Source organism: Pseudomonas sp. DTU12.1 (assembly GCF_009873475.1).
Lineage (GTDB): Bacteria > Pseudomonadota > Gammaproteobacteria > Pseudomonadales > Pseudomonadaceae > Aquipseudomonas > Aquipseudomonas proteolytica.
In genome coordinates this window covers 3,452,354-3,474,735 of the sequence record NZ_CP045254.1, presented here as the reverse complement: position 1 = coordinate 3,474,735, position 22,382 = coordinate 3,452,354, and the positions used below count along the sequence as shown (strand labels likewise).

The 22,382-nt window shown below is 64.0% G+C and carries 20 protein-coding genes; 16 read left to right on the top strand and 4 right to left on the bottom strand.

Annotated elements, in window-relative coordinates; genetic code table 11:
• Nucleotides 1-2: 2 nt before the first annotated feature.
• The 3 genes from tatC to tatA are packed head-to-tail and all read right to left on the bottom strand — an operon-like array spanning nucleotide 3 to nucleotide 1,257.
• On the bottom strand, nucleotides 3-749 hold the full coding sequence (gene tatC / locus GDV60_RS15015; RefSeq protein ID WP_029300586.1) for a twin-arginine translocase subunit TatC: 747 nt from the start codon (nucleotides 747-749) through the stop codon (nucleotides 3-5).
• Nucleotides 746-1,042, bottom strand: coding sequence for a Sec-independent protein translocase protein TatB (gene tatB, locus GDV60_RS15010; RefSeq protein ID WP_159907904.1), 297 nt, complete (start codon nucleotides 1,040-1,042; stop codon nucleotides 746-748). Before tatB ends, tatC begins: the two co-directional genes overlap by 4 nt.
• On the bottom strand, nucleotides 1,042-1,257 hold the full coding sequence (gene tatA, locus GDV60_RS15005) for a twin-arginine translocase TatA/TatE family subunit (RefSeq protein WP_070995708.1): 216 nt from the start codon (nucleotides 1,255-1,257) through the stop codon (nucleotides 1,042-1,044). Before tatA ends, tatB begins: the two co-directional genes overlap by 1 nt.
• A 161-nt stretch (nucleotides 1,258-1,418) precedes the next feature.
• Here tatA and gspK point away from each other — a divergent pair, with 161 nt between their 5' ends.
• Entirely contained in the window at nucleotides 1,419-2,381 is a 963-nt protein-coding gene (gene gspK, locus GDV60_RS15000; RefSeq protein WP_159907901.1) for a type II secretion system minor pseudopilin GspK, read from the top strand.
• A 1,011-nt stretch (nucleotides 2,382-3,392) separates the two neighbouring features.
• Here gspK and GDV60_RS14995 read toward each other — a convergent pair.
• A complete protein-coding gene (locus GDV60_RS14995; RefSeq protein WP_133714731.1) occupies nucleotides 3,393-5,423 on the bottom strand; it encodes a PhoX family phosphatase in 2,031 nt (676 codons plus the stop codon).
• A gap of 232 nt (nucleotides 5,424-5,655) precedes the next feature.
• Between GDV60_RS14995 and GDV60_RS14990 the strand changes: the two genes are divergently transcribed.
• The 15 genes from GDV60_RS14990 (at nucleotide 5,656) to GDV60_RS14920 (ending at nucleotide 22,351) form a co-directional block, all read left to right on the top strand.
• A complete protein-coding gene (locus GDV60_RS14990) occupies nucleotides 5,656-7,308 on the top strand; it encodes a lipoprotein UxpA (protein ID WP_159907898.1) in 1,653 nt (550 codons plus the stop codon).
• Nucleotides 7,305-7,733 carry a pilus assembly protein PilZ gene (locus tag GDV60_RS14985; protein WP_240160286.1) on the top strand — a complete coding sequence of 143 codons (429 nt, stop codon included), beginning with the start codon at nucleotides 7,305-7,307 and terminating at the stop codon, nucleotides 7,731-7,733. Before GDV60_RS14990 ends, GDV60_RS14985 begins: the two co-directional genes overlap by 4 nt.
• Nucleotides 7,734-7,740: 7 nt before the next feature.
• Nucleotides 7,741-9,690, top strand: a complete 1,950-nt coding sequence (gene gspD, locus GDV60_RS14980) for a type II secretion system secretin GspD (protein WP_159907896.1) — start codon at nucleotides 7,741-7,743, stop codon at nucleotides 9,688-9,690.
• A 5-nt stretch (nucleotides 9,691-9,695) separates the two neighbouring features.
• Nucleotides 9,696-11,144 carry a GspE/PulE family protein gene (locus GDV60_RS14975; RefSeq protein ID WP_159909243.1) on the top strand — a complete coding sequence of 483 codons (1,449 nt, stop codon included), beginning with the start codon at nucleotides 9,696-9,698 and terminating at the stop codon, nucleotides 11,142-11,144.
• Nucleotides 11,144-12,346 (top strand): type II secretion system inner membrane protein GspF, encoded by a 1,203-nt coding sequence (gspF, locus tag GDV60_RS14970; protein ID WP_159907893.1) that lies wholly within the window; start codon nucleotides 11,144-11,146, stop codon nucleotides 12,344-12,346. The genes GDV60_RS14975 and gspF overlap by 1 nt, the downstream gene beginning before the upstream one ends.
• A 32-nt stretch (nucleotides 12,347-12,378) precedes the next feature.
• Nucleotides 12,379-12,822 (top strand): type II secretion system major pseudopilin GspG, encoded by a 444-nt coding sequence (gene gspG, locus GDV60_RS14965; RefSeq protein WP_070994271.1) that lies wholly within the window; start codon nucleotides 12,379-12,381, stop codon nucleotides 12,820-12,822.
• A gap of 2 nt (nucleotides 12,823-12,824) precedes the next feature.
• Complete coding sequence (gspH, locus tag GDV60_RS14960; protein WP_159907890.1) at nucleotides 12,825-13,274, top strand: type II secretion system minor pseudopilin GspH; 450 nt, start codon at nucleotides 12,825-12,827, stop codon at nucleotides 13,272-13,274.
• Complete coding sequence (locus GDV60_RS14955; protein WP_029291117.1) at nucleotides 13,271-13,636, top strand: type II secretion system protein; 366 nt, start codon at nucleotides 13,271-13,273, stop codon at nucleotides 13,634-13,636. The genes gspH and GDV60_RS14955 overlap by 4 nt, the downstream gene beginning before the upstream one ends.
• Nucleotides 13,633-14,223 (top strand): type II secretion system protein J, encoded by a 591-nt coding sequence (locus GDV60_RS14950; RefSeq protein WP_070994189.1) that lies wholly within the window; start codon nucleotides 13,633-13,635, stop codon nucleotides 14,221-14,223. The genes GDV60_RS14955 and GDV60_RS14950 overlap by 4 nt, the downstream gene beginning before the upstream one ends.
• A gap of 14 nt (nucleotides 14,224-14,237) precedes the next feature.
• Nucleotides 14,238-15,347, top strand: a complete 1,110-nt coding sequence (locus GDV60_RS14945) for a type II secretion system protein GspL (RefSeq protein WP_159907888.1) — start codon at nucleotides 14,238-14,240, stop codon at nucleotides 15,345-15,347.
• Complete coding sequence (gene gspM, locus GDV60_RS14940; protein WP_081041723.1) at nucleotides 15,344-15,775, top strand: type II secretion system protein GspM; 432 nt, start codon at nucleotides 15,344-15,346, stop codon at nucleotides 15,773-15,775. Before GDV60_RS14945 ends, gspM begins: the two co-directional genes overlap by 4 nt.
• Complete coding sequence (gene gspN / locus GDV60_RS14935) at nucleotides 15,772-16,434, top strand: type II secretion system protein N (RefSeq protein WP_159907886.1); 663 nt, start codon at nucleotides 15,772-15,774, stop codon at nucleotides 16,432-16,434. The genes gspM and gspN overlap by 4 nt, the downstream gene beginning before the upstream one ends.
• A 117-nt stretch (nucleotides 16,435-16,551) precedes the next feature.
• On the top strand, nucleotides 16,552-19,116 hold the full coding sequence (locus GDV60_RS14930) for an EAL domain-containing protein (protein ID WP_154906054.1): 2,565 nt from the start codon (nucleotides 16,552-16,554) through the stop codon (nucleotides 19,114-19,116).
• Between the two features lie 80 nt (nucleotides 19,117-19,196).
• Nucleotides 19,197-20,138, top strand: a complete 942-nt coding sequence (gene feaR / locus GDV60_RS14925) for a transcriptional regulator FeaR (RefSeq protein ID WP_159907883.1) — start codon at nucleotides 19,197-19,199, stop codon at nucleotides 20,136-20,138.
• Between the two features lie 113 nt (nucleotides 20,139-20,251).
• Complete coding sequence (locus GDV60_RS14920) at nucleotides 20,252-22,351, top strand: PQQ-dependent dehydrogenase, methanol/ethanol family (RefSeq protein ID WP_070994195.1); 2,100 nt, start codon at nucleotides 20,252-20,254, stop codon at nucleotides 22,349-22,351.
• Nucleotides 22,352-22,382: the final 31 nt, after the last annotated feature.

The window sequence follows — 22,382 nt, the reverse complement described above, 5'->3', positions numbered from 1 at the left end:
GCCTACGGCGCCTCTGTACGCGGCTTGTTCACGGACCGGCTGGCCAACAGCCCCAGCTCAAACAGAATCCACATCGGCACCGCCAGCATGGTTTGCGAAAACACATCTGGCGGGGTCAGCAGCATGCCCACCACAAAGCAGCCGACGATCACATACGGCCGGCTTTTTTGCAGGGTCTGCACGTCCGTGATCCCGGCCCAGATCACCAGGAAGGTGGCCACCGGGATTTCGAACGCCAGGCCGAACGCCAGCAACAGCGCGAGGATGAAATCCAGGTACAGGGCGATATCGGTCATCATCGCCACGCCGTCCGGAGTCACGCTGGTAAAGAAGCCGAACATCATCGGGAACACCAGGAAAAACGCGAACGCCATGCCCGCGTAAAACAGCACCACACTGGCGGCCAGCAACCAGGCGGCGGTGCGGCGTTCCTGGCGGTACACCGCCGGCGCAATCATGCCCCAGGCCTGGTGCAGCAACAGCGGCATGCTGATGAACAGGGCGATCATCATGGTCAATTTGAGCGGCGCCAGAAACGGTGAGGTCACCCCGGTGGCGATCATGGTTGCGCCGCTGGGCAGGAAGTCGCGCAACGGTTGCGAGACAAAGCTGTACAGCTGCTGGGCGAAGGGGAAGAGGGCGCAAAACACCAGGAGGATCGCCAGGACGCAGCGCACCAGGCGCGAGCGCAACCGGGTCAGGTGGCCGGTCACCGACAGGCGCGGGGCAGGCAAGGGCAGGTCGCTCATGGGGCAGGTTGTCCTGGGGCAGTGGTGGGTTCTGGCAGCGGTTTAGCGTCCAGACGGATGCCGTCGCGCAGTTGCTGCTCCAGTTGCCGCAAGGGTTGCTGATCGATGCCCTGCAGCAGGTGTTCGTGGTCCAGTTCCTGGGTGACCTGGGCCTTGAGCGTATTCATTGCCCGCTTGGCCCGACCCAGCCACAGCCCGGCATTGCGCGCGGCAATCGGCAGGCGCTCGGGCCCCAGTACCAGCAGCGCCACCAGGCTCACCAGCAACAGTTCGCTAAAACCGATATCGAACATCAGTGCTTACTGTCGGCAGGTGGCTGAGGTTCGGTTTGCGCCTCAAGGCTGGTCTTTTGCGCCGCCTGGGCACCCGGTTCGCTGCCCATGGAGGAGCGAAAGCCCTTGATCGCTTCACCCACATCACTGCCCAGGCCCTTGAGGCGCCGAGTGCCGAACAGCATCATCACGATCAGCAGCACGATGACCAGTTGCCAAATCCCTATACCACCCATATCGACACTCCAAGCCATTGATTTGAAATATGAAGGCGCAGTTTGCCGAGGCTTTATGACGCTGCGGTGACGTTTTTGCGGGAATTGTGTGAGCCTGCCACCTGGTTGAAACATCCGGTGTGTTGACTGTCGCCAGGTTCTCCATAAAAGGTGGCGGGGCAATGGACAAGAAGCGGCAGCAGGGCGCGGCGCTGTTGATGGTGCTGGTGGCCCTGGCCATGCTCGCGGGCGGCATGGCCTGGATGGTCGAGCAGGGTCGCCAACAGGTCGATAGCGTGCGGTTGGTGCAGCAGCGCGTACAGGCGCGGGCGATCGAGCGCGCGGCGCTGGCCTTTACCGAACAGGCCCTGCAAGACCCGCTGTGGCGCGCTAGCCCGTTGTTCTGGCAGGCCATGCGCGGGCAACCGTTGGCTTATGACTTCAAGGGTGGCAAGGCGAGCATCCAGATTCGCGACCTGCACACCTGCTTCAACGTCAACGCGCTGATCGGCCCCGAAGCCGAGCGCGCCCAGCGCCAACTGGTGCATCTGCTGGGAGCCGACATGGCCGCCGAGCGCCTGGCCCAGACCCTGGCTGACTGGCTTGACGCCGACCAGCAGACTCGCCTGCAAGGCGCCGAAAGCAACGAATACCTGCGCCAATCCCCCCCACGCCTGGCGGCCAATCAACGGATGCGCGATATCAGCGAGCTGAACCTGCTGGCGGTGCCCGACGCGCTCCGGGCTGTGCGCTATCCGCAATTGTGCAGCCTGGACGAGACCGCAGGCTGGCGGCTGAACGCCAATGCGCTGAACCTGGAGATGCTGCCGCTGCTGGATGCGTTGTACGAGGGCGAGGTCTCGCGTTCGGTGCTGACCCGGCTGATCAGCGCGCGCCCGGCAGGGGGCTATCGTGATGCGGGCGAACTGCGCCAGGCCTTGGGGGCGATGGATGATGCGATGTTCGAGCGGCTGAGCGAAGGATTGCAGCTCAACGGTGACCACTTCCTGTTGCAACTGGAGGTTGACCTGGATGGCCAGCGGTTTCGCAGTCAGTACCGTGTCGAAGCCCAGGGTGTGGTGAAGTGGCATGCGCGAGTGCCGGCGCAGGGCATGCTGTTGCGCTCGCGGGAGCCGTTGCCGTAGCGGTAAACAATGTGGGCGGGCTTGCCCGCGATGGCGGTGGATAGATCTCTGACTGATCCAGCGCTATCGCGGCATGAGTGTCTATACAACTCTTTGATGGTTCTTGGGGTGTGTACATATCCGTTGCTGCGGTCAGGGCGGCTTAGGGTTCCGCCCTGACGGCGGGTCACTTTCGAGAAGCGCGAAAGTAACCAAAGCGCTCTTGCCCCACCACTCGGTGCCTCGCCTCGGCTCGGCATGCCCGCAGGCAGGCATTGCTCCGTGGGCCCGCCGCGATCGGCCATCCATGGCCGTGTCGCGGCTACCCCGGCATCCTGCCGGGGTGCCCACGGAGCAATACCTGCCTGCGGCCATCGTGGTTTAACGGGGCGCCTTAGATCAAAAGCCAGATCAAAAACAGAGCAACAGCAACAGCAACGCCAGAGCGCGAAGCTGCATTCCCCTTGTGGGAGCGGGCTTGCTCGCGAATGCGGTGTATCAGTCAATATATCCATCACTGACCCACCGCATTCGCGAGCAAGCCCGCTCCCACAAAGGGGACGCGCACGAATCGACGATCAGGCCGGCTGTCAGGCCGCCTCGCTATGCTTGTGATTTTGATCTTAGGCGCCCCGTTAAACCATGCTGGCCGGAATCCGAGCCTAGGCGAGGCACCGAGTGGTGGGGCAAGAGCGCTTTGCTTAATTTGGACTGGGCCGGCACTCCGGCTTTTCAAAAGTGAGCCGCTGTGAGAGCGGAACTTTAAGTGGCCATAACCGCAGCAACGGATATGTACACACCCCCAAGAACCATCAAAGAGCTAAGCCAGCTCCCGCATGCAGTGTTGCCCGTTGCGGGGTTTGCCTGCACCACAAAACAAATGTGGGAGCTGTCGAGCCCCGGCGAGGCTGCGAAAGCGGTAGGTCAGTCAGCATCAATGCTGGCAATTACCGCGTCATCGCAGCCTCACCGGGGCTCGAAAGCTCCCACCAGAACAGTAAAGCAGGAACCAGGTCGGCTCCTGCACCCTGATCAGATCGCCAATTCCCCCCCATCGGCCCGCTGGATCACCACCGTGGATGCACGCGGACGCACAGTCCCAACCGTGACGTCCGTGGCGACCGTGGTCGACGGCCAGTTTTCCGGGTGCTGAATGTTGACGAACACCGTCTTGTTATCCGGGGTAAATGTCACCCCAGTCACTTCCGAACCATTAGGCCCGACGAAGAAGCGGCGCAGGTCGGCCTGGTTCTGGGCATTGACCGGCACTTGCTTGCCCTGGGCATCGACCATGTTGGTGGGGATTACCACCAGCATCTGGTCGTTGGTGTAGTCGGTCAGGGTTTTTTCGCCGTTGTCGGTCTGGATCCACATCACGCCACGGCTGTCGAAGGTCATGCCGTCCGGGCTGGCGAACTGGTTCAGGGTGGTCAGGCCGGAGCGGTTGAGGTCCGGGCTGCCAGCTGCGTTGGCACCAAACACAAAGATGTCCCAGGTGAACGACACCTGGTTATCGGCGTCATGCCAGCGAATGATGTGCCCGTGCTTGTTGTTCACCCGTGGGTTGGCGGGGTTGGCCACCGTGCGGCTGGTGTTGTTGGTGAGCGTCAGGTAGACGTCGCCATTGAGCGGGTTGACCGAGGTCCACTCCGGGCGGTCCATCGGCGTGGCGCCCACGGCATCGGCTGCACCGCGGGTGTTGAGGATGATCCCCGGCAGGTCGGTGAATTTCGCGCCCAGGGTGCTGCCGTCGGTAGTGCTGGTGGCCACGTCCAGCAGCAGCCAGTTACCACTGCCATCGGCGTTGAAGCGCGCCACGTAGAGCTTGCCGCTGTCCATGTACTTGGCGCCGGTGGCCAGGCGATCGCTGGGGTTGGCATCGGCCGGGTCCCAGAGGGCGGTGGAGACGAACTTGTACAGGTACTCGTTTTGCGAATCGTCGCCGCTGTAGAACACCACTGGCTTGCCAGCGGTGGTCAGGCCAGGCCAGCAACCTTCGTGACGGAAGCGACCCAGGGCGGTGCGCTTCACGGCGCGGGTCGAAGCGTTGTAGGGGTCGATCTCGACGATGTAGCCATAGGTGCTGGCTTCGTTGCGGTAGTCGTCGGTCGCGGTGGCGCCGCTTGGGGTCACGTTGAAGCGGCTGAACTCGCCGTTTACTTCGCTCGGGTCGCCAGCCACCGACTCCCAGCGATAGTTGCCATTGCCGGTGCCCACGCCGATGCGCACCTGGTCTGCCGGACGGGCGCCACTTTTGTTGACGAAAATCCCTGGCCAGTTTTCTTCGCAGGTCAGGTAGGTGCCCCACGGGGTGTAGCCGTTACCGCAGTTGTTGTTGGTGCCGCGGGTCTGGGTGCCAGTAGTGGAGAACTTGGTCTTTACGTGGTCGGTGCCTTTCATCGGGCCCGCCAGGTCCATGACCGTGGCGGTGGTGAAACGACGGTTCAACGGGTCGTTTTCCATCACCTGCCAACGGCCGTTGACCTTGGTGATGCGCATCACGCCAGCGCCGTGGGCGTTGATCTCTTTGCGCACTTCTTCGACCGGACGCACACCGCCAACCAGGGTCGGGCCAGCCGGGTGCAGGGCTTGCGCGTCGATGTATTCGTGGTTGATCGCCAGCAGGCCGTCGGTGGAGCTGCCGTTGATAGGGAAGAAGTGCATGCCATCGTGGTGCATGCCCACCGAGTTGGCCTGGTCGGTGGAGGTGTTGCTGCCGTCGCTTTTCCACGGGGCTGCGTTGCTGTTCAACGGCGTGCCCCACGGGGCCAGGACGTGGGCGGTGTAGCCGGCGGCCACGGTGCAGGCATCGGTGAGTGAGCCGGGGATCGAGTTGAAGCCCAGCTTCAGCGCAGGTTTTGGCGGTTGGGTAGGCGTGTCGTTGTCTGAACCGCCGCCGCTGTCGAAGCAGCCCGTCAGGCCGGTGCCGGCAATCATGGCGATCGCGGCGCCGAGTCCGCCACGTACCACACTGCGGCGGCTCAGGTAGGCAGTGAGTACCGATTCCATCGGCTCATTGAGGCTCAGGTTGCGATTCTGGTTGTCGCCAGTCTCTCGACTCATTTCATCAGGTCCTTTGTAGATCACGATTTTTGAAAGGAGCCCGAACTCTAAGAGCCGAATGTGATGATTCGCGGTCGGTTTTGTTAAAAATGTATTTAAGTGTATTTGTTTTATTTCCTTTTGTTACAAGGATGCCTATTTCACTCCTGTTAAAAAACTGACATTAAACCGTCATTAATTGACCCCCACTATGCCGCCCTTAAAGAAGAGATAGCCCTAGGGTGAGAGAACAATGGCTTCAATGGTGCGGCGCGATGTATTGGGATGGATGACGCTGGGCGCCTGTGCGCCGTGGCTGGCCGGCTGCTCTAGCCTGGGGGCTGCGGCGGGGCCTGCGGACAGCCAGCCGGTCGACCTGCTGTATATCGCCGACACCCTCGATGCACGCCTGCCAGGTCGCCCGGTGGTCCCCGCCACACGCCTGGGGCCGGCGACACGGATCGGCCAAGCGCCGTGGATCACCGGGCCCAATGCGCGTTTTCGCCAAGCCGATGGCAGCCAGTTGGATGGCCTGCTGGATGCTTCCTTGAGTGAAGGTGTGCAAACCGGTGGCTATGCGGTACTTGGCGCGGTGCTGCAACGCCTGCGTGATCAAGCCGGGCATGAGAATAGCCTGACCCTGGAAAACGGCCAGTGCTGGAACGGCAGCGGCCTGGCCTACCTGACCCGTGGCTTGTCCGGGGTCCAGGGCAGCCAGTTGCTGGGTAGCGAAGTTCGGGTCAGCAGCGATGAACGCGTGCTGTGGCCCGAACAATGCCAGGGCCTGTATCAGCAATTCGGTCATCCGGTGCTGGGCGCCGGCTTGGCCAGCGCCAGTGCGCAACGCCTGGCCACCCCGGGGATGCAGGTGTTCCGCCGGGGTGGCGTGCGTATCGCCGTCGTCGGCATCACCGACCCTTATGCGCGGGACCAGCAAGGTTCCTTGAAGCAATGGTTGCACAGCCTGCAACCGGTGCTCACCCAAGCCCGTGAAGAAGCCGACCTGGTGGTGGCCCTGGCCGATGTCGGCACCGGGCCGGGGTTCTGGCTGGCGGAGCGCCTGAGCCAGGTGGACTTGATGTTGTGCGCCCGTGGCCAGGACCTGTGGCCGCAGCCGGTGGAGATCCTGCAGAGTTCCGGCAAACGTGTACCGGTGGTGCTGGGTGGGACCCGGGCCAGCGGCGCGTTTCGCATCCGTTGCCAGGCGCAGGCGGGGCAATGGCGGTTTGATGCACGCTTTTTTCCGGCCCAGGCCAGTGCGTTGGATGCCAGCGCCCAGGCCCATGCCCAGCGCCTGCAACCGCGCCTGCAACAACAACGCGCCGCCCACGCGGCCTGGCTCGACCAACCCCTGGCCAAGGCCCCGGAAAACCTCTGGCGCCGCGATGTGCGCGCCGGCAGTTGGGATCGCCTGTTGCACCAGGCCCTGGCCCGCGAGCCCAAGAGCGCGGTGCTGCTACCGGGCCTGCGTTATGACAGCCCCTTGGCGCGCGGCCAGATGATCACCCGCGAACACTTGATCAGCCTCAGTGCCAGTTACCCGGCGCCGGTGGTTGATGTACCGGCGCAGCAGGTGCGCCAGGTCCTGGAAAACGGCGCCGAGCAACTGTTTGGCGAGCCGCTGCTGCTGGATAACAGCCAGGACCTGCCGCGCTGGCTCGGCCAGCCCTGGCAGGTCACCTACAGCCCCGGCGGCAAAAGGGTCAGTGAGTTTGCCGAACCCGTAGGCACCTGCCGCACCTTTGGCCTGGGCTTTGCCGCCGATGCCGGGCAACCGTTGTGGCAACACCTGGAAGGCTGGTTGCGCGAGCAACCGGCAGATTGGCAACTGGCGCCGTTGCAATTGCCCGAAGTGCGTTACGTGCAAGGGCACCCAGGATGGCATCCACGGAGCCTGCTCAGTTGAACCGCGCAGGCAGCCTGCTCAACGTGCTGCTGGTTACGTTGGTGGCCTGGCTCGCGGCGCAATGCGTGTTGCAACTGTGGCACGGGATCGCCCAGCCGATCGTGCCAACTGCGGCTCCCGCACCGGTCGCCGACCTGTTGAGCAGCCACTGGACACCACGCCAAGCGCCCAGCGACGACCTGCCGTTGACCACGCTCAAGGTCGATTACCTGGGCAGCCTCAAGGCCACACCCTTGCGCGCCACGGTGCTGGTCCTGCGCTTTGCGCAACAAGAACGCACGCTGACCCTGGGTCAGCGCCTGGCCCCGGGCATCGTCTTGCAGGACATCGATGAACGCGGGCTGATTTTCGACAATCAAGGGCAGCGCGAGCGCTTGCCATGGCCGACTGAGCGCCCGGTGATCGGCCTCAAGCGCAAGGAATGAACCGACGATGCACATGATCAATAAATGCCTGGGCCTGAGCGCATTGTGCCTGGCCTTGAGCGTGACCCCGGTCGGCGCCGAAGAAGCACCGGCCTTGTATGAAGTGAACTTCATCGATACCGAACTCACCGACTTTATCGACAGCGTATCGCGCATCACCAACACCACCTTCATCATCGACCCGCGGGTCAAGGGCAAGGTCACGGTGCGCAGCCTGGACATGCTCGGTAGCGAGGCGATCTACGACATCTTCCTCGCCCAGTTGCGCGCCCAGGGGTTTGCCGCCGTCAACCTGCCCAATGGCAGCGTGAAGATCGTGCCGGACCAGGCCGCACGCCTGGAGCCGGTGCCGGTGGAGTCGGCGCGCCAGGTGGCGCAAGCCAACGACGGCATGGCCACCCGGGTATTCAGCGTGCGCAACGCCGCCAGTGAACAGATGCTCAATATCCTCAAGCCGCTGATCGATCCTCGCGTCGGGGTGATCAGCCCATACCCGTCGGCCAACCTGTTGGTGATCACCGATTGGCGCAGCAACCTCGACCGTATCGACGCGCTGTTGCAGCAACTCGACCAGGTCAGCCAGGAGCCCCTGGAAGTGCTGCCTCTGGTCAACGCCAGCGCCAACGACACCGCGCAATTGATGACCCGCTTGCTGGCCCGCGAGCAGGGCGCCGATGGCGCGCAGGTGGTGGCCGACCCGCGCAGCAACGCCTTGCTGGTGCGCGGCAGTGCCGACAGCCGCCAGCGGGTGCGCGCGCTGCTCAAACAATTGGACCAGCCGCAAAATGCCTTGCGCCCGTCGAATACCGTGGTGATGTACCTGCGCCATGCCAACGCCGCCGAAGTGGTCAAGGTGCTGCGCGGCTTGAGCCAAGACACCCCCGGCGCCGGTGGCGAGGGCGTGGCCGGGGAAGGCGCGCCCAAGCAGATGGCGGTGAGCGCCTCGGGGATTCGCATGGAGTCGGAGGAGGGCACCAATGCCGTGGTAATGGTCGGCCCGGACAGCGAAATCGCCGCCTACCGCACCATCGTCGAACAGCTGGATATCCGCCGTGCCCAGGTGGTGGTGGAGGCGATCATTGCCGAAGTCTCCGACACCCGCGCCCAGGAACTGGGGGTGCAATGGTTGTTTTTGGGTGACTCGTTTGGTGGCGGCGCGGTGAACTTTACCAATGGCGGGACGAGCATCGCCGGCCTGGCGGGGGCCGCTGCCAGTGGTGACACGGCTGGCCTGGGCAAGCTGTTGGCCAATGTGCCCGGCGCCACCGCAGGCTTTGGCAAGCTCAACGGCGGCGGTCTGAACTTCCTTGCGCTGCTCAACGCACTGAAAAGCGAAAGCGGCTTCAACCTGCTTTCGACCCCGACCCTGCTGACCCTGGACAACGCCGAAGCGTCGATCCTGGTGGGCCAGGAAGTGCCCTTTGTGACGGGCTCGGTGACGCAAAACAACACCAACCCCTACCAGACCATCGAGCGCAAGGAAGTGGGGATCAAGCTGCGGATCAAGCCGCAGATCAATATCGACAACACCGTACGCCTGGACATCGTGCAAGAGGTCTCGTCGATTGCCGAAAGCACAGGCGCCAGCGATGTAATCACCAACAAGCGCGAGATCAAGACCAAGGTCATGGTTGAAGACAACGGCCTGGTGGTGCTCGGTGGGCTGATCGGCGACGAGGCCAAGAACAGTGACCAGCGTGTGCCGTGGCTCGGCGACATTCCGGGTTTAGGGCGGCTGTTCCGCTCCAACGCCAGCCAGCGCACCAAGCAGAACCTGATGGTATTTATCCGCCCGCGGATCATGCGCGACGGCGAGACCCTGGCCCAACTGAGCAGCGAGAAGTACCGCAACCTCAAGGCCAACTCCAACCTGGCATTGCCCGCAATCTCCGATAACAACGCCTTGCTGCGCCTGTTCCCGGCCAGCCGCGAACGCCTGGACGAGGGCGTGTGGTGAGTACGTTGTTACCTTACCGACTGGCGCGCCAGGCAGGCTTGGCACGGGCGCCGGCCCCGCAGGGCTGGACCTTGTGCCTGCGCGAGGATGTGGACACCGATGCCTTGCAGGAAGTGTTGCGCGTGCATGGCCTGCCGTCGGCGGTCGAGCACCTTGACCCGGCCCAATACGAACTGCGCCTGGGCGCCTTGTACCAGGCCGGTGAGTCAGCCACGGCAGCGTTGATCGAAGGCATCGGCGAGCAGGTTGACCTCGACAGCCTGATCAACGAACTGCCGCGTATCGAAGACTTGCTGGAGAGCGACAACGAGGCGCCGGTGATCCGCTTGATCAACGGCCTGTTCGCCGAAGGTCTGCGCCTGCGGGCCTCGGATATCCATATTGAAACCTTCGAGCAGAGCTTGGTAGTGCGCCTGCGGGTCGATGGCCATCTGCGCGAGATCCTGCGCCCGCCAAGGGCCTTGTCGGCGATGCTGGTGTCGCGGATCAAGGTCATGGCACGCCTGGACATCGCCGAAAAACGCCAGCCTCAGGACGGCCGTATCACCCTTCGCTCCGGGGGGCGCGAGGTGGATATCCGTGTCTCGACGTTGCCCGGCATCCACGGCGAGCGCGTGGTGATGCGGGTGCTGGATAAACAGGCGAACTTGCTCGACCTCAATAACCTGGGGATGCCCGCCGAGGTGGAGCAGGCCCTGCGCGCCTGCCTGTCACGGCCCAACGGGATTCTGCTGAGCACCGGGCCCACCGGCTCGGGCAAGACCACCACGCTGTATGCCAGCCTCAATGCGCTGAACGATGGCTCGTGCAACATCCTCACCGTCGAAGACCCGGTGGAATACGCGATCACCGGCATCGGCCAGACCGCGATCAACCCCCGCGCCGGCATGACCTTCGCCAGCGGCCTGCGGGCGATCCTGCGCCAGGACCCGGACGTGATCATGCTCGGCGAAATCCGCGACCAGGAAACCGCGCAGATCGCCGTGCAAGCCAGCCTCACCGGGCATTTGGTGCTGTCGACGCTGCACACCAACAGCGCGGTGGGCGCGGTCACGCGCTTGCGTGATATGGGTATCGAACCGTTCCTGATCGCCTCTAGCCTCAAGGGCGTCATGGCCCAGCGCCTGGTGCGCCGTTTGTGCCATTGCGCAACGCCTGCGCCATTGCAGGCCGCCGAGCGCCAGCTGTGGCCGGAACTGGCAACCCTCGAACAGAGCTTTCACCCCCAGGGCTGCGACGACTGCCAGGGCAGTGGCTACAACGGGCGGATCGGCCTCTACGAATTCATCACCCTGGATGCCGGCTTGATCAGCCTGCTGTACGACGGCGCCAGCGAAGCGGCCATGCACGAATACCTGGCCGACAAGCGCCAGAGCCTGACCGCCATGGCCACCGACTGCCTGCGCCGTGGCGACACCAGCCTGGAGCAGGTCCTGCGTGCGGTGCGCGACTGATGCCAACCTACCGCTACCAGGCGCTGGACCTGCGCGGCAATCGCCGCAAAGCCAGTATCCAGGCAGAAAGCGAGCGCCATGCCCGGCAACTGCTGCGCGAGCAAGGCCTGTTCGCCCGTGAACTGCAGGTGCAGGGCGCGAGCCTGTCGAGCCCGCGTGGGCAACGTTTGAACCATGGGCAACTGTGCGAATTGACCCGCCAATTGGCCACGCTGTTGAGTGCCGGCATCCCACTGGTGGATGCCCTGGGCACCCTGGAACGGCAATTGGCAGAGCCGGCGATCCGCAACCTGCTGGTGGCGGTGCGCGGCGCCCTTGGCGAAGGCTTGAGCCTGGCCCAGAGCCTGCGTCGCCAGGGTGGGCAGTTCAACACGCTGTATTGCGCATTGGTCGAGGCCGGTGAGCGCTCGGGCAAATTGGCGCCGGTGCTGGAGCGCCTGGCCGAGCACCTGGAGCAAGTACAAAAACAGCGGCACAAGGCGCGCACGGCGTTGATCTACCCGGCGGTGCTGATCCTCGTATCGCTGGCGGTGGTGATCGGCCTGATGACCTTTGTGGTGCCCAAGCTCACCGAGCAGTTCAGCCACACCGGGCAAAGTCTGCCGTTGATTACCCGGGTGCTGATCGGCGCCAGCGAAGGCCTGGTGATGCTGGGCCCGTGGTTGCTGGGGCTGGGTTTGCTGCTGGCGCTGTGGGCGCGGGTTTTACTGCGCCGGCCACTGTGGCGCTTGCGCCGTGACAGCCTGGTCTTGCGCCTGCCACGTATTGGCGTGCTGTTGTCAGTGCTGGAAAGCGCGCGGGTCTCGCGCAGCCTGGCGATTTTGCTCGGCAGTGGGGTGCCGTTGCTTGAATCCCTGGAGGTCGCCACCGCCACGGTCGGCAACCGGCAGATTCACCAAGCCCTGGAAACCGTGCGTGAGCAGGTCGAGGGCGGCGTGACCCTGTACCGCGCCCTCAGTGCCAGCGGGCACTTCCCGCCGATGCTGTTGAACATGGTCGCCAGCGGCGAGGCCAGCGGCACCTTGCCCGACATGCTGGAGCGGGTCGCCGACAACCAGGAACGTGGTTTTGCGCGCCAGGTCGACCTGCTGCTGGCGTTATTCGAACCCCTGATGATTCTGCTGATGGGCGCGGTGGTGCTGTTCATCGTGCTGGCGGTATTGCTGCCGATCATGCAGCTCAATCAGGGCCTTAGCCTTTGAAAACAGAGAACTTGAAAATGGAGAGCCAAGCCATGCCAGGCAATCGTGCGGTCAAGCGTCGCGAACGCGGTTTCACCCTGATGGAAATCATGGTGGTGATTTTTATCATCGGCCTGCTGATCGCGGTGGTCGCCCCCAGCGTGCTCGGTAGCCAGGACAAGGCCATGCGCCAGAAGGCCTTGGCTGACCTGGCGACCCTGGAGCAGGCGCTGGATATGTACCGCCTCGACAACCTGCGGTTCCCTACCTCCGAGCAGGGTTTGCAGGCCCTGGTCAGCAAACCGTCCCTGGAGCCGTTGCCTCGCAGCTGGCGCGCCGACGGCTATATCCGCCGGCTGCCCGAGGACCCGTGGGGCAACGCCTATGGCTACCGCACGCCAGGCCAGCATGGCCGGGTGGATCTCTTTTCCCTGGGGGCCGACGGCCAGCAAGGCGGTGAAGGCACCGATGCCGATATCGGTAACTGGGACCTCTAGGTATGCGGCGCAGTCGCGGGTTTTCGCTCCTGGAAATGCTGGTGGTGTTGTTGATCGTCGGTTTGTTCAGCGCCCTGGGCGTGGCCTTCCTCGATGCCGGTCAGGCGCCGATGCGCCAGGCCCTGGCCCAACTGGCCAACGAGGCGCGCAGCCAGGCCGCCCAGGCTCGGCATGCCGGGCAGTTGCTGGGCTTGCGCTGGAACGGCCGCAGCCCCGAGTTCGTGCGCTGGCAGGCTGGGCGGGGGGCGCCAGGGTGGCAGGTCGAACCCACGCGCGGCGCGCCCTGGCCGGCCGGCCTGCAACCTGACTGGCCCGTGAGCAGCGAGCCCCAAGTGATGTTCACCCCATCGGGGCTGGCCCGCCCGGTGTCATTGACCTGGCGCTGGGCCGAGGGCCGCCAGCGCTGGCAATGGCAGGCCGACAACACCTTGCATATCGCGACCCTGCCATGAAGCGCCAACGAGGTTTTACCTTGCTAGAAGTCATGGTCGCCCTGGGGATTGCCGCGCTGATGGCGGTGATGGTCAGCCAGTTGCTGCGCCAGCGCATCGCTACCCACCAGGCCGTCGCGCAGCATCGTCTGGGCAGTTTGTGCGCGCGGGAGCTGGAGACGCGGTTTGGCGTGGAGCAGTACTGGCCGCAGATCAATGTGGTGAGCGGTCAGTTGCGGCAGGGGCTTGGCACCTGTCATTGGCAATTGACCCTGGGCAATACCGGGGTCAACCGCTTGCGTCGTGGTGAGTTGACGCTCTTTGCCGATCCCGAGCAGCGCCAGCCCCTGGGCCAGTTCAGCCTGTTTCTGGTGCGCCCATGAAGGCCACGCAGCGCGGCTTGACCCTGGTGGAGTTGTTGGTGGCGATGGCCCTCACGGCGGTGGTCGGGGTGTTGCTGGCGGCTCTGGTCAATGGCTGGGTCAAGGTGCGTGAGCGCCTGGAGGAGCCCGGCGGCGAGCCCCAGGTACTGGAATTGTGCATGGCCCTGGAGCGCCGCTTCGATGCCCTGGTGTTGCGCCAGTTGTACGAGCAGCGCTTGCCCCTGGAATTGGCCTGGCTGGAGTGGCAGCCGAGCCTGGGGCAACTGCAGTGGGTGGCCCTGGCCGCATGGCCGCCCGCCGACGGCGCATCGCGCGTACAACGCCAGCGCCTGTTGTTCGATGCGCGCCAGCAGCGCCTGGAACTGTGGGTCTCGGCCGACCTGTACGCGGCCAGCAAGCCCCGCTGGACGCTCAAGGAGTCATTGGCGCCGGTCGCGCGCGCCACGTTCAGTTTTTATCAGGGCACGCGTTGGCTGGCCTTTCCTTCTACTGTTGCCGCCCAGCCCAATCGCGGCGTGCGGATCGAGTTCGAGCATCATGGAGCCCCTTATGTCTGTACCTTCGCATTGCCCGATACCCAGCCGTGAGAGGGAGCACCGGTATGTTTGAGCGTCTGCGGGCCAAACCCCGGGAATGGTTGCTGATGCGTCCGCCAAGCCTCGCCGAAGGTCGTTGGCAGTGGCTGCACTACAGCGCGCAACGGGCTGGTTCAAGCGGCGCCTGGCCGCCACCGGCCGCACTGCTGCAACTGCCGGGCGCCTTGATTATCCCGGCGCTTGACTGCAGCCATTTCTGCCTGCCGGCGCCGCCGGGTCTCAAGCGCCATGAGTGGCCACAATTGTTTGAAGAGTACGCGCAGCAGCCCGCCGAAGCGCTACTGGTCAGTTGCCTGTCCCGCGAAGCTGGGCAGTTGGAACTCTTGGTGATGCAGCGCGAGCAGGTGCAGCAATGGCTGACCGAGTGTGCCGCACTTGGCGTGCAGATTACCCACGGCTGGGCGGAGTTGCAGTTGCTGCCAGACGCCGAGCCGGGGCACGCGGTGCGTTGGCAGCGCGAACAACTGCTGTGCCTGAAGGCCCACTCCCGGCAATGGTTGGTGTGGCCACAGGCGTTGGGTGAGCGCTTGCCCCAGGCCTGGCGCGACCTGCCTGCGCAGACGCTTGCGGGCGACTGGCCTTCGCGGCTGTCGCGCCTGGAGCAATTGCCCAGTGTGCTGGAAGGCTCGCGGCCGACGCGTGTGCGCGCGCAGCGAGCGCCGATGATGAGCCGTCTGCAGCGCCACTTGCTGCTGGGATGCATGGTGTTGGCGGCTTGTTGGGGGGCGGTGTATCTGCTGCAGAGCGTGCGTCAGGTCGACGTGTGGAAAACCCAGGTCCGGGCGGTGGCCGGGCCCGCCAGCAACCCGCAACAGGCCCGTGCGGCGTTGGCGCGTGTGCAAGGCGCGGCGAACGAGTGGCAGGTGCGCCAGCAACAGATCGTGGCCCTGGAGCAGGGACTCTCGGCCTGGTTGCAACAGCAACCCGGCTGGTCGGTGACAAGCATGGCGTTTGACGGCAAGCATTGGCGCCTCGGCCTGCGCGGCAATGGCCCCCGGCCGGAGCCGACCCAATGGCAGGCCATTGCCCAACTCGCGAGTGCCCAATGGATGGATGAGGCACAGGGTGCTGGCGGGCAACTGCACCTGAGTTTTGATCTGGGAGAACAACCATGAACGCCCGGATGCAAGCGTACCTGACCCACTTCAACCAACTGCCGCCCAAGCGCCGCTATAGCCTGCTGGCCGGCTGGTCAACCGTTGTGCTGTTGCTGCTGGTGTTGCTGACGCGGCCGCTGTTGGCCGCCTGGCAGGATGCGCGCCAGTGGCAGGCACTGGCGCAGCAAGCCAGTGCGCTGCTACCGCCCGCAGCGTTTTCCAACGAGCAATGGCAGGCGCTGGCGGTGTCGCGCCAATGGGTGTTGACCCGTGTCGAACAGCAGGGCGATCGCTGGCAATTGCAAGGCGAGCTGCCCGGGCCCCAGGCCCTGCAACAACTGCTGCGCACCGTGCAGGAGCAGGGGGCACGGCCACTGCAGTGGAGCCTTGAACAGGGGGGCGGCCAGAGGTATGCCTTTAGCCTGGAAGTGGCGGCGCGGCCATGAGTCGCGCGCTTATCACGTGGGCCGTTCTGGTGTTTGCCCTGACCTTGCTGCTGGAACTGCCAGCCACCTTTGTCGCCCGCCAAATACCCTGGCCGGCGGGCTGGCAGCCCAGCGGTGTCGCGGGCAGCGTATGGCATGGCCGCGCGGCGCGGGTCGGCGCCCTGGGCCCGGTGGAGTGGCACCTGCGGCCGTGGAAGGCGCAGGTGAACCTGGGCTTTCAACAGCGCATATGGGCGCTGTCGATCCAAGGCTGGCCATGGAAGTGGCAGGCGCAACTGGCACCGCGCGCGGTCAACGCCTTGCCGGCGCCGATGTTCGTGCTGGACGGTCGCTGGGAAGGTCGATTGCAGGTCAATGGCGCCGGGGCCAGTTGTCGTAACACCGAAGGCCAGTTGGTGGGGCACGACCTTGCGCTGTTGAGCCCGTGGCTGGTCAAGCTGGGCAACGCCCGGATCGAACTACAGTGCAGCGATGGCCTGCGGCTGCTGGCGGATGTGCAATTAGCGGCCGAGCACCATTTCAAGGTCCAGGCCGCCGCGAAGCGGTTGCAGGTGGACGGGCAGGTCGAGCCGGGGGCCGCCGTGACCCCGCTGTTGGTGCAGGCGCGCTGGCTGCAACCGGCCGCGCAAAGCTTCAGTAAGGTGCTGGGTAAACCCTGATCGTTCGATGGATCGCGAAATAGTGTCTATCTTCTATGGGCAGGCAGTCGCGCAGCTGTGTGTGCGTGGTGTGGTTTTCGGTGCGGGTTGTCAGGGCGCCTTGGCGCCTGGAGCGCTATGGAAAAGCTCAACGTTGATCCGAAGTCGTCGCTGGAAGGCAAAGTTTCCAATCTCTCTACCGCACGGGCTTATCTGCTCGCCTGTTCGCTGCTGTTACTGGCCATGTTTCTGTTGGTCGGGGTGCTGCTGGTTTCGATTGCCGATCACCTGAATCACGATGCTGGCGAGCACAGCCGGATCGATATCGAAAACGCCTTGCTGTCTGTCGAGCGGGTTGCCGGCGCTACGGTCAAGGACTATGCATTTTGGGGGGACGCCTACACCCACCTGCATCAGCAGGTGGATGTGGATTGGGCGTTTGTCCGCCAGAACCTGGGCTCGACGCTATTTGCCGACTTGGGCTTCCAGGGGGTCTTTGTTGTCGATCCTGCTGGCCGGACGGTGTATTCGGTGATTGATGGCCAGTTGCAGACCGTGGCCGTGCAGGACTGGTTGCACATCCCGATCGAGCCACTGCTGGCCCAGGCCAGGGAGGCCGCCGTCAACAGCCAATCGGTGAGCCGGCTGATACAGGCCGACGGGACGCCCGCCGTGATGGCCGCTGCGGCGCTGACGCCGGGCACCGACCCCGACGTGAAAGCCGACAGTGGGCCCGCCTCTGTGTTGATCTTCATTGCCAAGCTCACGCCGCAACGTCTGGCCGCGTTGGGCGAGGACTTTGGCGTGCAAGGCCTGCGGGTCGTCCCGCCTGGCGGGGCGCCGGCCGGCGTCCCGAGCCTGAGCCTCAGGGACAATGCCGGCATGGTGCAATGGGACTCGGATGACCCGGGGCACCAGTTGCTGGTGCTGGTCGTGCCCCTGGTCACGGTCGCCGGGCTGATCTTCGCCCTGATGGCCTGGGTGATCCAGCGCCGTAGTACCGCAGCCGCGCGGATCATGGACAGCAACTACGCCACCCTGCAAGCCAGTCGTGCCGCGCTGTTGGTCAGCGAGGCGCGTTTTCGCGATGTGGCCGAGGCGGCATCCGATTGGATCTGGGAGTTGGACACCCATTTGCGCTTCACCTACCTGTCGGAGCGTTTCGATATGATCACCGGCCTCAAGGGCGCCAACTGCCTGGGGCTGGCGGCGGATGACCTATTGGCCTCGGATCAGGGCCTGTTGTCCAGCTGGTTCAAGGACCACGCCCATCGCCCGAATGCCATCGTGCAATGCAACTACCTGTCGGGTGACGGTGAGCCACGGATCTGCCGGTTGTCGGTGCGCGAGATACCGGGGCAGGGTTATCGTGGCACCGCCAGTGACATCACCGAAGAGGTACAGGCCCGGCGACGCATTGAGTACCTGTCGCAACACGATGCCTTGACGGGGCTGGCCAACCGCTCGCGCATGCAGGAATTCCTCGAGGGCAAGCTCAAGGCGGTGCCGACCCTGGAACAGCCATTGGTCATGCTCAGTATCGATCTCGATCGCTTCAAACCGGTCAATGACCTGCTGGGGCACGCCGCCGGCGATGACGTACTCAACCAGGTGTCGCGGCGCTTGCAGGGCTGCCTGCGCGGTGACGACCTGGTTGCGCGCATTGGCGGCGACGAGTTTATGTTGGTGGTGGCGGGCATGAGTTCGCCGTTGGAAGTAGAAGGCCTGTGTCGGCGCCTGATCGACTGTATCGAGCAGCCGTTTTACATCACTGAACATGAAGTATTCATCAGCGCCAGCATTGGTATTGCCATGGCGCCGGTGGATGCGACCCTGGCCGAAGACCTGCTGCGCTATGCCGATATTGCGCTCTACGAAGCCAAGGAAAGCGGGCGCAATACCTGGCGTTTTTATGCGGGCGATATGAACGCGCGGATCATTGAGCGGCGCCAGCTTGAAGCCGATCTGCGCCATGCCATCAAGAACGGTGAGCTGCGCCTGGATTTCCAGCCGCGCTACCGCATCGAAGGCAAGCGCCTGGCCGGCGCCGAGGCCTTGGTGCGTTGGGAACATCCGCGGCGCGGGCTGCTGGGCCCTGACGTGTTTATCCCCATTGCCGAAGAAACCGGGTTGATCCTGCCGTTGAGCAATTGGGTACTGCACGCGGCCTGTCAGGCGGCCGCTGGCTGGCCTGAGGATGTGATGATTTCGGTCAACCTGTCCTCTACCGAGTTCCAGCGCGGGCATCTGGTGGCGCGGGTCAAAGCAGTGCTGGTCGAGACGGGTTTGAACCCGGCGCGACTGGAGCTGGAGTTGACCGAAAGTGTGATGCTCAACGACGAGAAAATCGCCTTGGACACCATGCAAGGCCTCAAGGCCCTGGGCGTGCGCTTGCTGATGGATGACTTTGGCACCGGCTATTCATCGTTGAGTTATCTGCGCTCATTCCCCTTCGACGGGCTGAAGATCGACCGCAGTTTTGTCGGTGGGCTGACCGCCAGCGGCGGCGATCAGTCGATCATCCAGGCGATTGTCGGCCTGGGCCGCGCGCTCTCGCTGACAGTGACCGCCGAAGGCGTGGAAACCCTCGACCAGCTCAAGGCGCTGAAGGATGTGCAGTGCGATGAGGCGCAGGGCTTCTACCTCAGCGTGCCGGTGAATGCCCAGGCGATCAGTGCGTTGATCACGGGCCGGAATGATTAGCAGCGCCTTACCACGCTTGCGCTGACCCTATATAGATAATATGTTAACAATATAACTATAAATGGTCTGTGGGAGGGGGTATGCCTGCCTTGTTGAACCCTTGCGTTGAGTTCGCCAACTGGAATCGTGAGTTGCGTGCGGTATGCGGCAATTTCAGCACCGCGCGCTCAGATCGCCACAGCCTGTTTATCGGCAGCGTCCATGGCCAGGATGTGTGTGGCCTGGAGTTGGCCCATATCCGCACCAATGCCGGGCTGATCAGCCGCGATCACACCCACGGCGATGGCGACGATGACCGCCACTGCTTTCTGATCCTGCAGGGCAGCGGGCACCAGCGCATCCGCCAGCAGCACCGGGTGATCGAACTGGGGCCGGACGATATCGCCCTGGTGGACTCGGCCCAGGCCTTCGAGATCGAGCCCCAGGGGCTGGTGCAGAATACCTCGGTGCACCTGTCACGCGCCGAGGTTACCCGCCAGTTCGGCCAGCAGCGCTTGTTTGGCAAGCTGGCGCGCAATAGCGTCGCCACCCATATGATCCGTGCACTGGTGCGCTCCCTGGAGGATGCGCAACTGAGTGATGGCTATGGCGGCGAGAACGATGGCCCGGCCGTGGAGCAAGCCATGATCGGCCTGGCGGCTGCCGGCCTGGACGCGCGTGCCGAAGGCCAGCCGGGTTTTGCCTGCGTGGGGCAGGACGATATCTACGGCCTGGCCACGCGCCTGGTGGAAGCTTCCCTGCAAGAAACCGACCTTGGCCCCGAGTACCTGGCGCGGCACCTGAATGTCTCGGTGCGCCAGCTATACCGGCTGTTCGAACAACGTCATGAAAGCATCGCGCGTTATATCCAGCAGCGCCGTCTGGAACGGGTGGCACAGGACCTGCGCGCTCGGGATTTGCGGCATGAGTCGATCACCCAGATCGCCTTCAAATGGGGCTTTGTCGACGCGGCGCATTTCAGTCGGGCCTTCAAGCGGCACTTCCAACATGCGCCCCGGGACTTTCGCCAGCAGCTGGTTTAGGCAGCGCTTTGGCAGGGAATGCCAAGGGCTTTGGCAGCCTCAGTCAAGTGGTCGCGCGTGGCAGGCCCTCTAATAGCGTGGCCAGAACCGATTAATGTTGGAGAACAATAACAATGAATACACGGAGCCTGCTGTTGGGCACGCCTCTGCTGATGGCCGCGTGCGCTTCGCTCGCCTTGGCCGGGCCGGCCCAGGTCGATGGGGCGCGCATCATCGCCGCCGACCAGGAGCCCGGTAACTGGATGAGCCACGGCCGCACCTACGATGAGCAACGCTACAGCCCCCTGGACCGCGTGAATGCCGGCAACGTCGGCCAGTTGGGCATGGCCTGGACCACCAAGCTGGATATCGACAGCGGCACCGAAGCCACGCCGCTGGTGGTCGACGGGGTGATGTACACCACGGGTGCCTTCAGCATCGTCTATGCGATCAATGCGGCCACCGGCGAGTTGCTGTGGAAATACGACCCGAAAGTGCCCGCCGAAAACCTCAGCCAGGGCTGCTGCGGCCCGGTCAATCGCGGCGTGGCGGTGTGGCAGGGCAAAGTCTACGTGGGCAGCTTTGATGGGCGCCTGATTGCGCTGGATGCGGGCACTGGCCAGCCGGTGTGGAGCGTGGACACGATCATTGACCGCAGCAAAAGCTACTCCATCACCGGTGCGCCACGCATCGTCAAGGGCAAGGTGTTGATCGGCAACGGCGGCGCCGAATTCGGTGTGCGCGGTTACGTCACCGCCTACGATGCCGACACCGGCAAGCAAGTGTGGCGCTTCTACACCGTGCCGGGCGACCCCAAGCTGCCAGCGGAAAACGCCGCGATGGCCAAGGCCATGAAAACCTGGGATGGCGACGGCTGGGTCAAGTGGGGCGGCGGTGGCACCGTGTGGGACTCGATGGCCTACGACCCGCAACTGGACTTGCTCTACGTGGGCACCGGCAACGGCTCGCCATGGAATTACCGGTTCCGCAGCAATGGCAAGGGCGACAACCTGTATGTGTCGTCGATCCTCGCGCTGCGCCCGGACACCGGCGAATACGTCTGGCACTACCAGGTCACGCCACAGGACCAGTGGGACTTCACCGCGACCCAGCACATGATTCTCGCCGATATCAAGATTGATGGCAGCGTGCGCAAGGTCATCATGCAGGCGCCGAAAAACGGCTTCTTCTACGTCCTTGATCGCACCAACGGCAAACTGCTGTCAGCGAACAACTTCGTGCCAGTGAACTGGGCCAGTGGCATCGACCTGCAGACCGGGCGGCCGATCCTCACCGGCGCGGCGGACTATTCCAAGGAGCCGAAGGTGGTGCAGCCGAGTTTCCTCGGTGGGCACAATTGGCACCCCATGTCCTACAGCCCGAAGACTGGCTACGTGTACATACCGGCGCAGTACACCCTGGCCGAATTGAAGGCGGCCAAGGCCCCGCAGTTCCTGCCGAACAAATCGGTGGTCAACTTTGGCCTGGATGTGCCGGACCTGCCGGAAGACCCGAAAGTGCTCAACCAGATCCGTGATGCCTGGAGCGGTGAGTTGATCGCCTGGGACCCGGTGACGCAGAAAGCCGCGTGGAAACAACCCTACGTCAGTGCCGGCAACGGCGGCACCCTCGCCACCGCCGGCAATCTGGTGTTCCAGGGCACCGCCGACGGGCGGGTGGTGGCCTACCGTGCCGACACCGGCAAGCCACTGTGGGAGCACCGGGCCAATTCCGGCGTGATGGCGGGGCCGGTCACTTATACGGTCAACGGCGAGCAGTACGTGGCGTTTTCGGTGGGGTGGGGCGGGATCCTGCCGCTGTTGACCGGACCGCTGACCAACAAGGGCAAGGTACGGGCCGAGTCGCGGGTGATTGCCTTCAAGCTTGGCGCCACCGGCGAGCTGCCACCGCCCAAGGCCGCGCCTGTGCTGCCGACCACCCGCCAAGTACTCACGGCGACACCCGGGCAACTGGCCCAGGCGCGTGACATGTTCAACGGCCTGTGCGCCGGTTGCCATGGCTTGAACGCGATCAGCGGTGGGGTGGTGCCAGACCTGCGCTATCTGGACGACAACAAGCACGCGGCATTTCCAGCCTATGTCAGCGGTGCGTTGATCAATAAAGGCATGCCCAACTTCTCTGACATTCTGCAGCGCGAAGACATGGAGCTGCTGCGCCAATACCTGGTCAAGCGGACCCAGGACTTGCAGGCCGATCTCAAGACACACCACTGACCCCTCGTTGAAACCTGCGCCTGGCGACTTC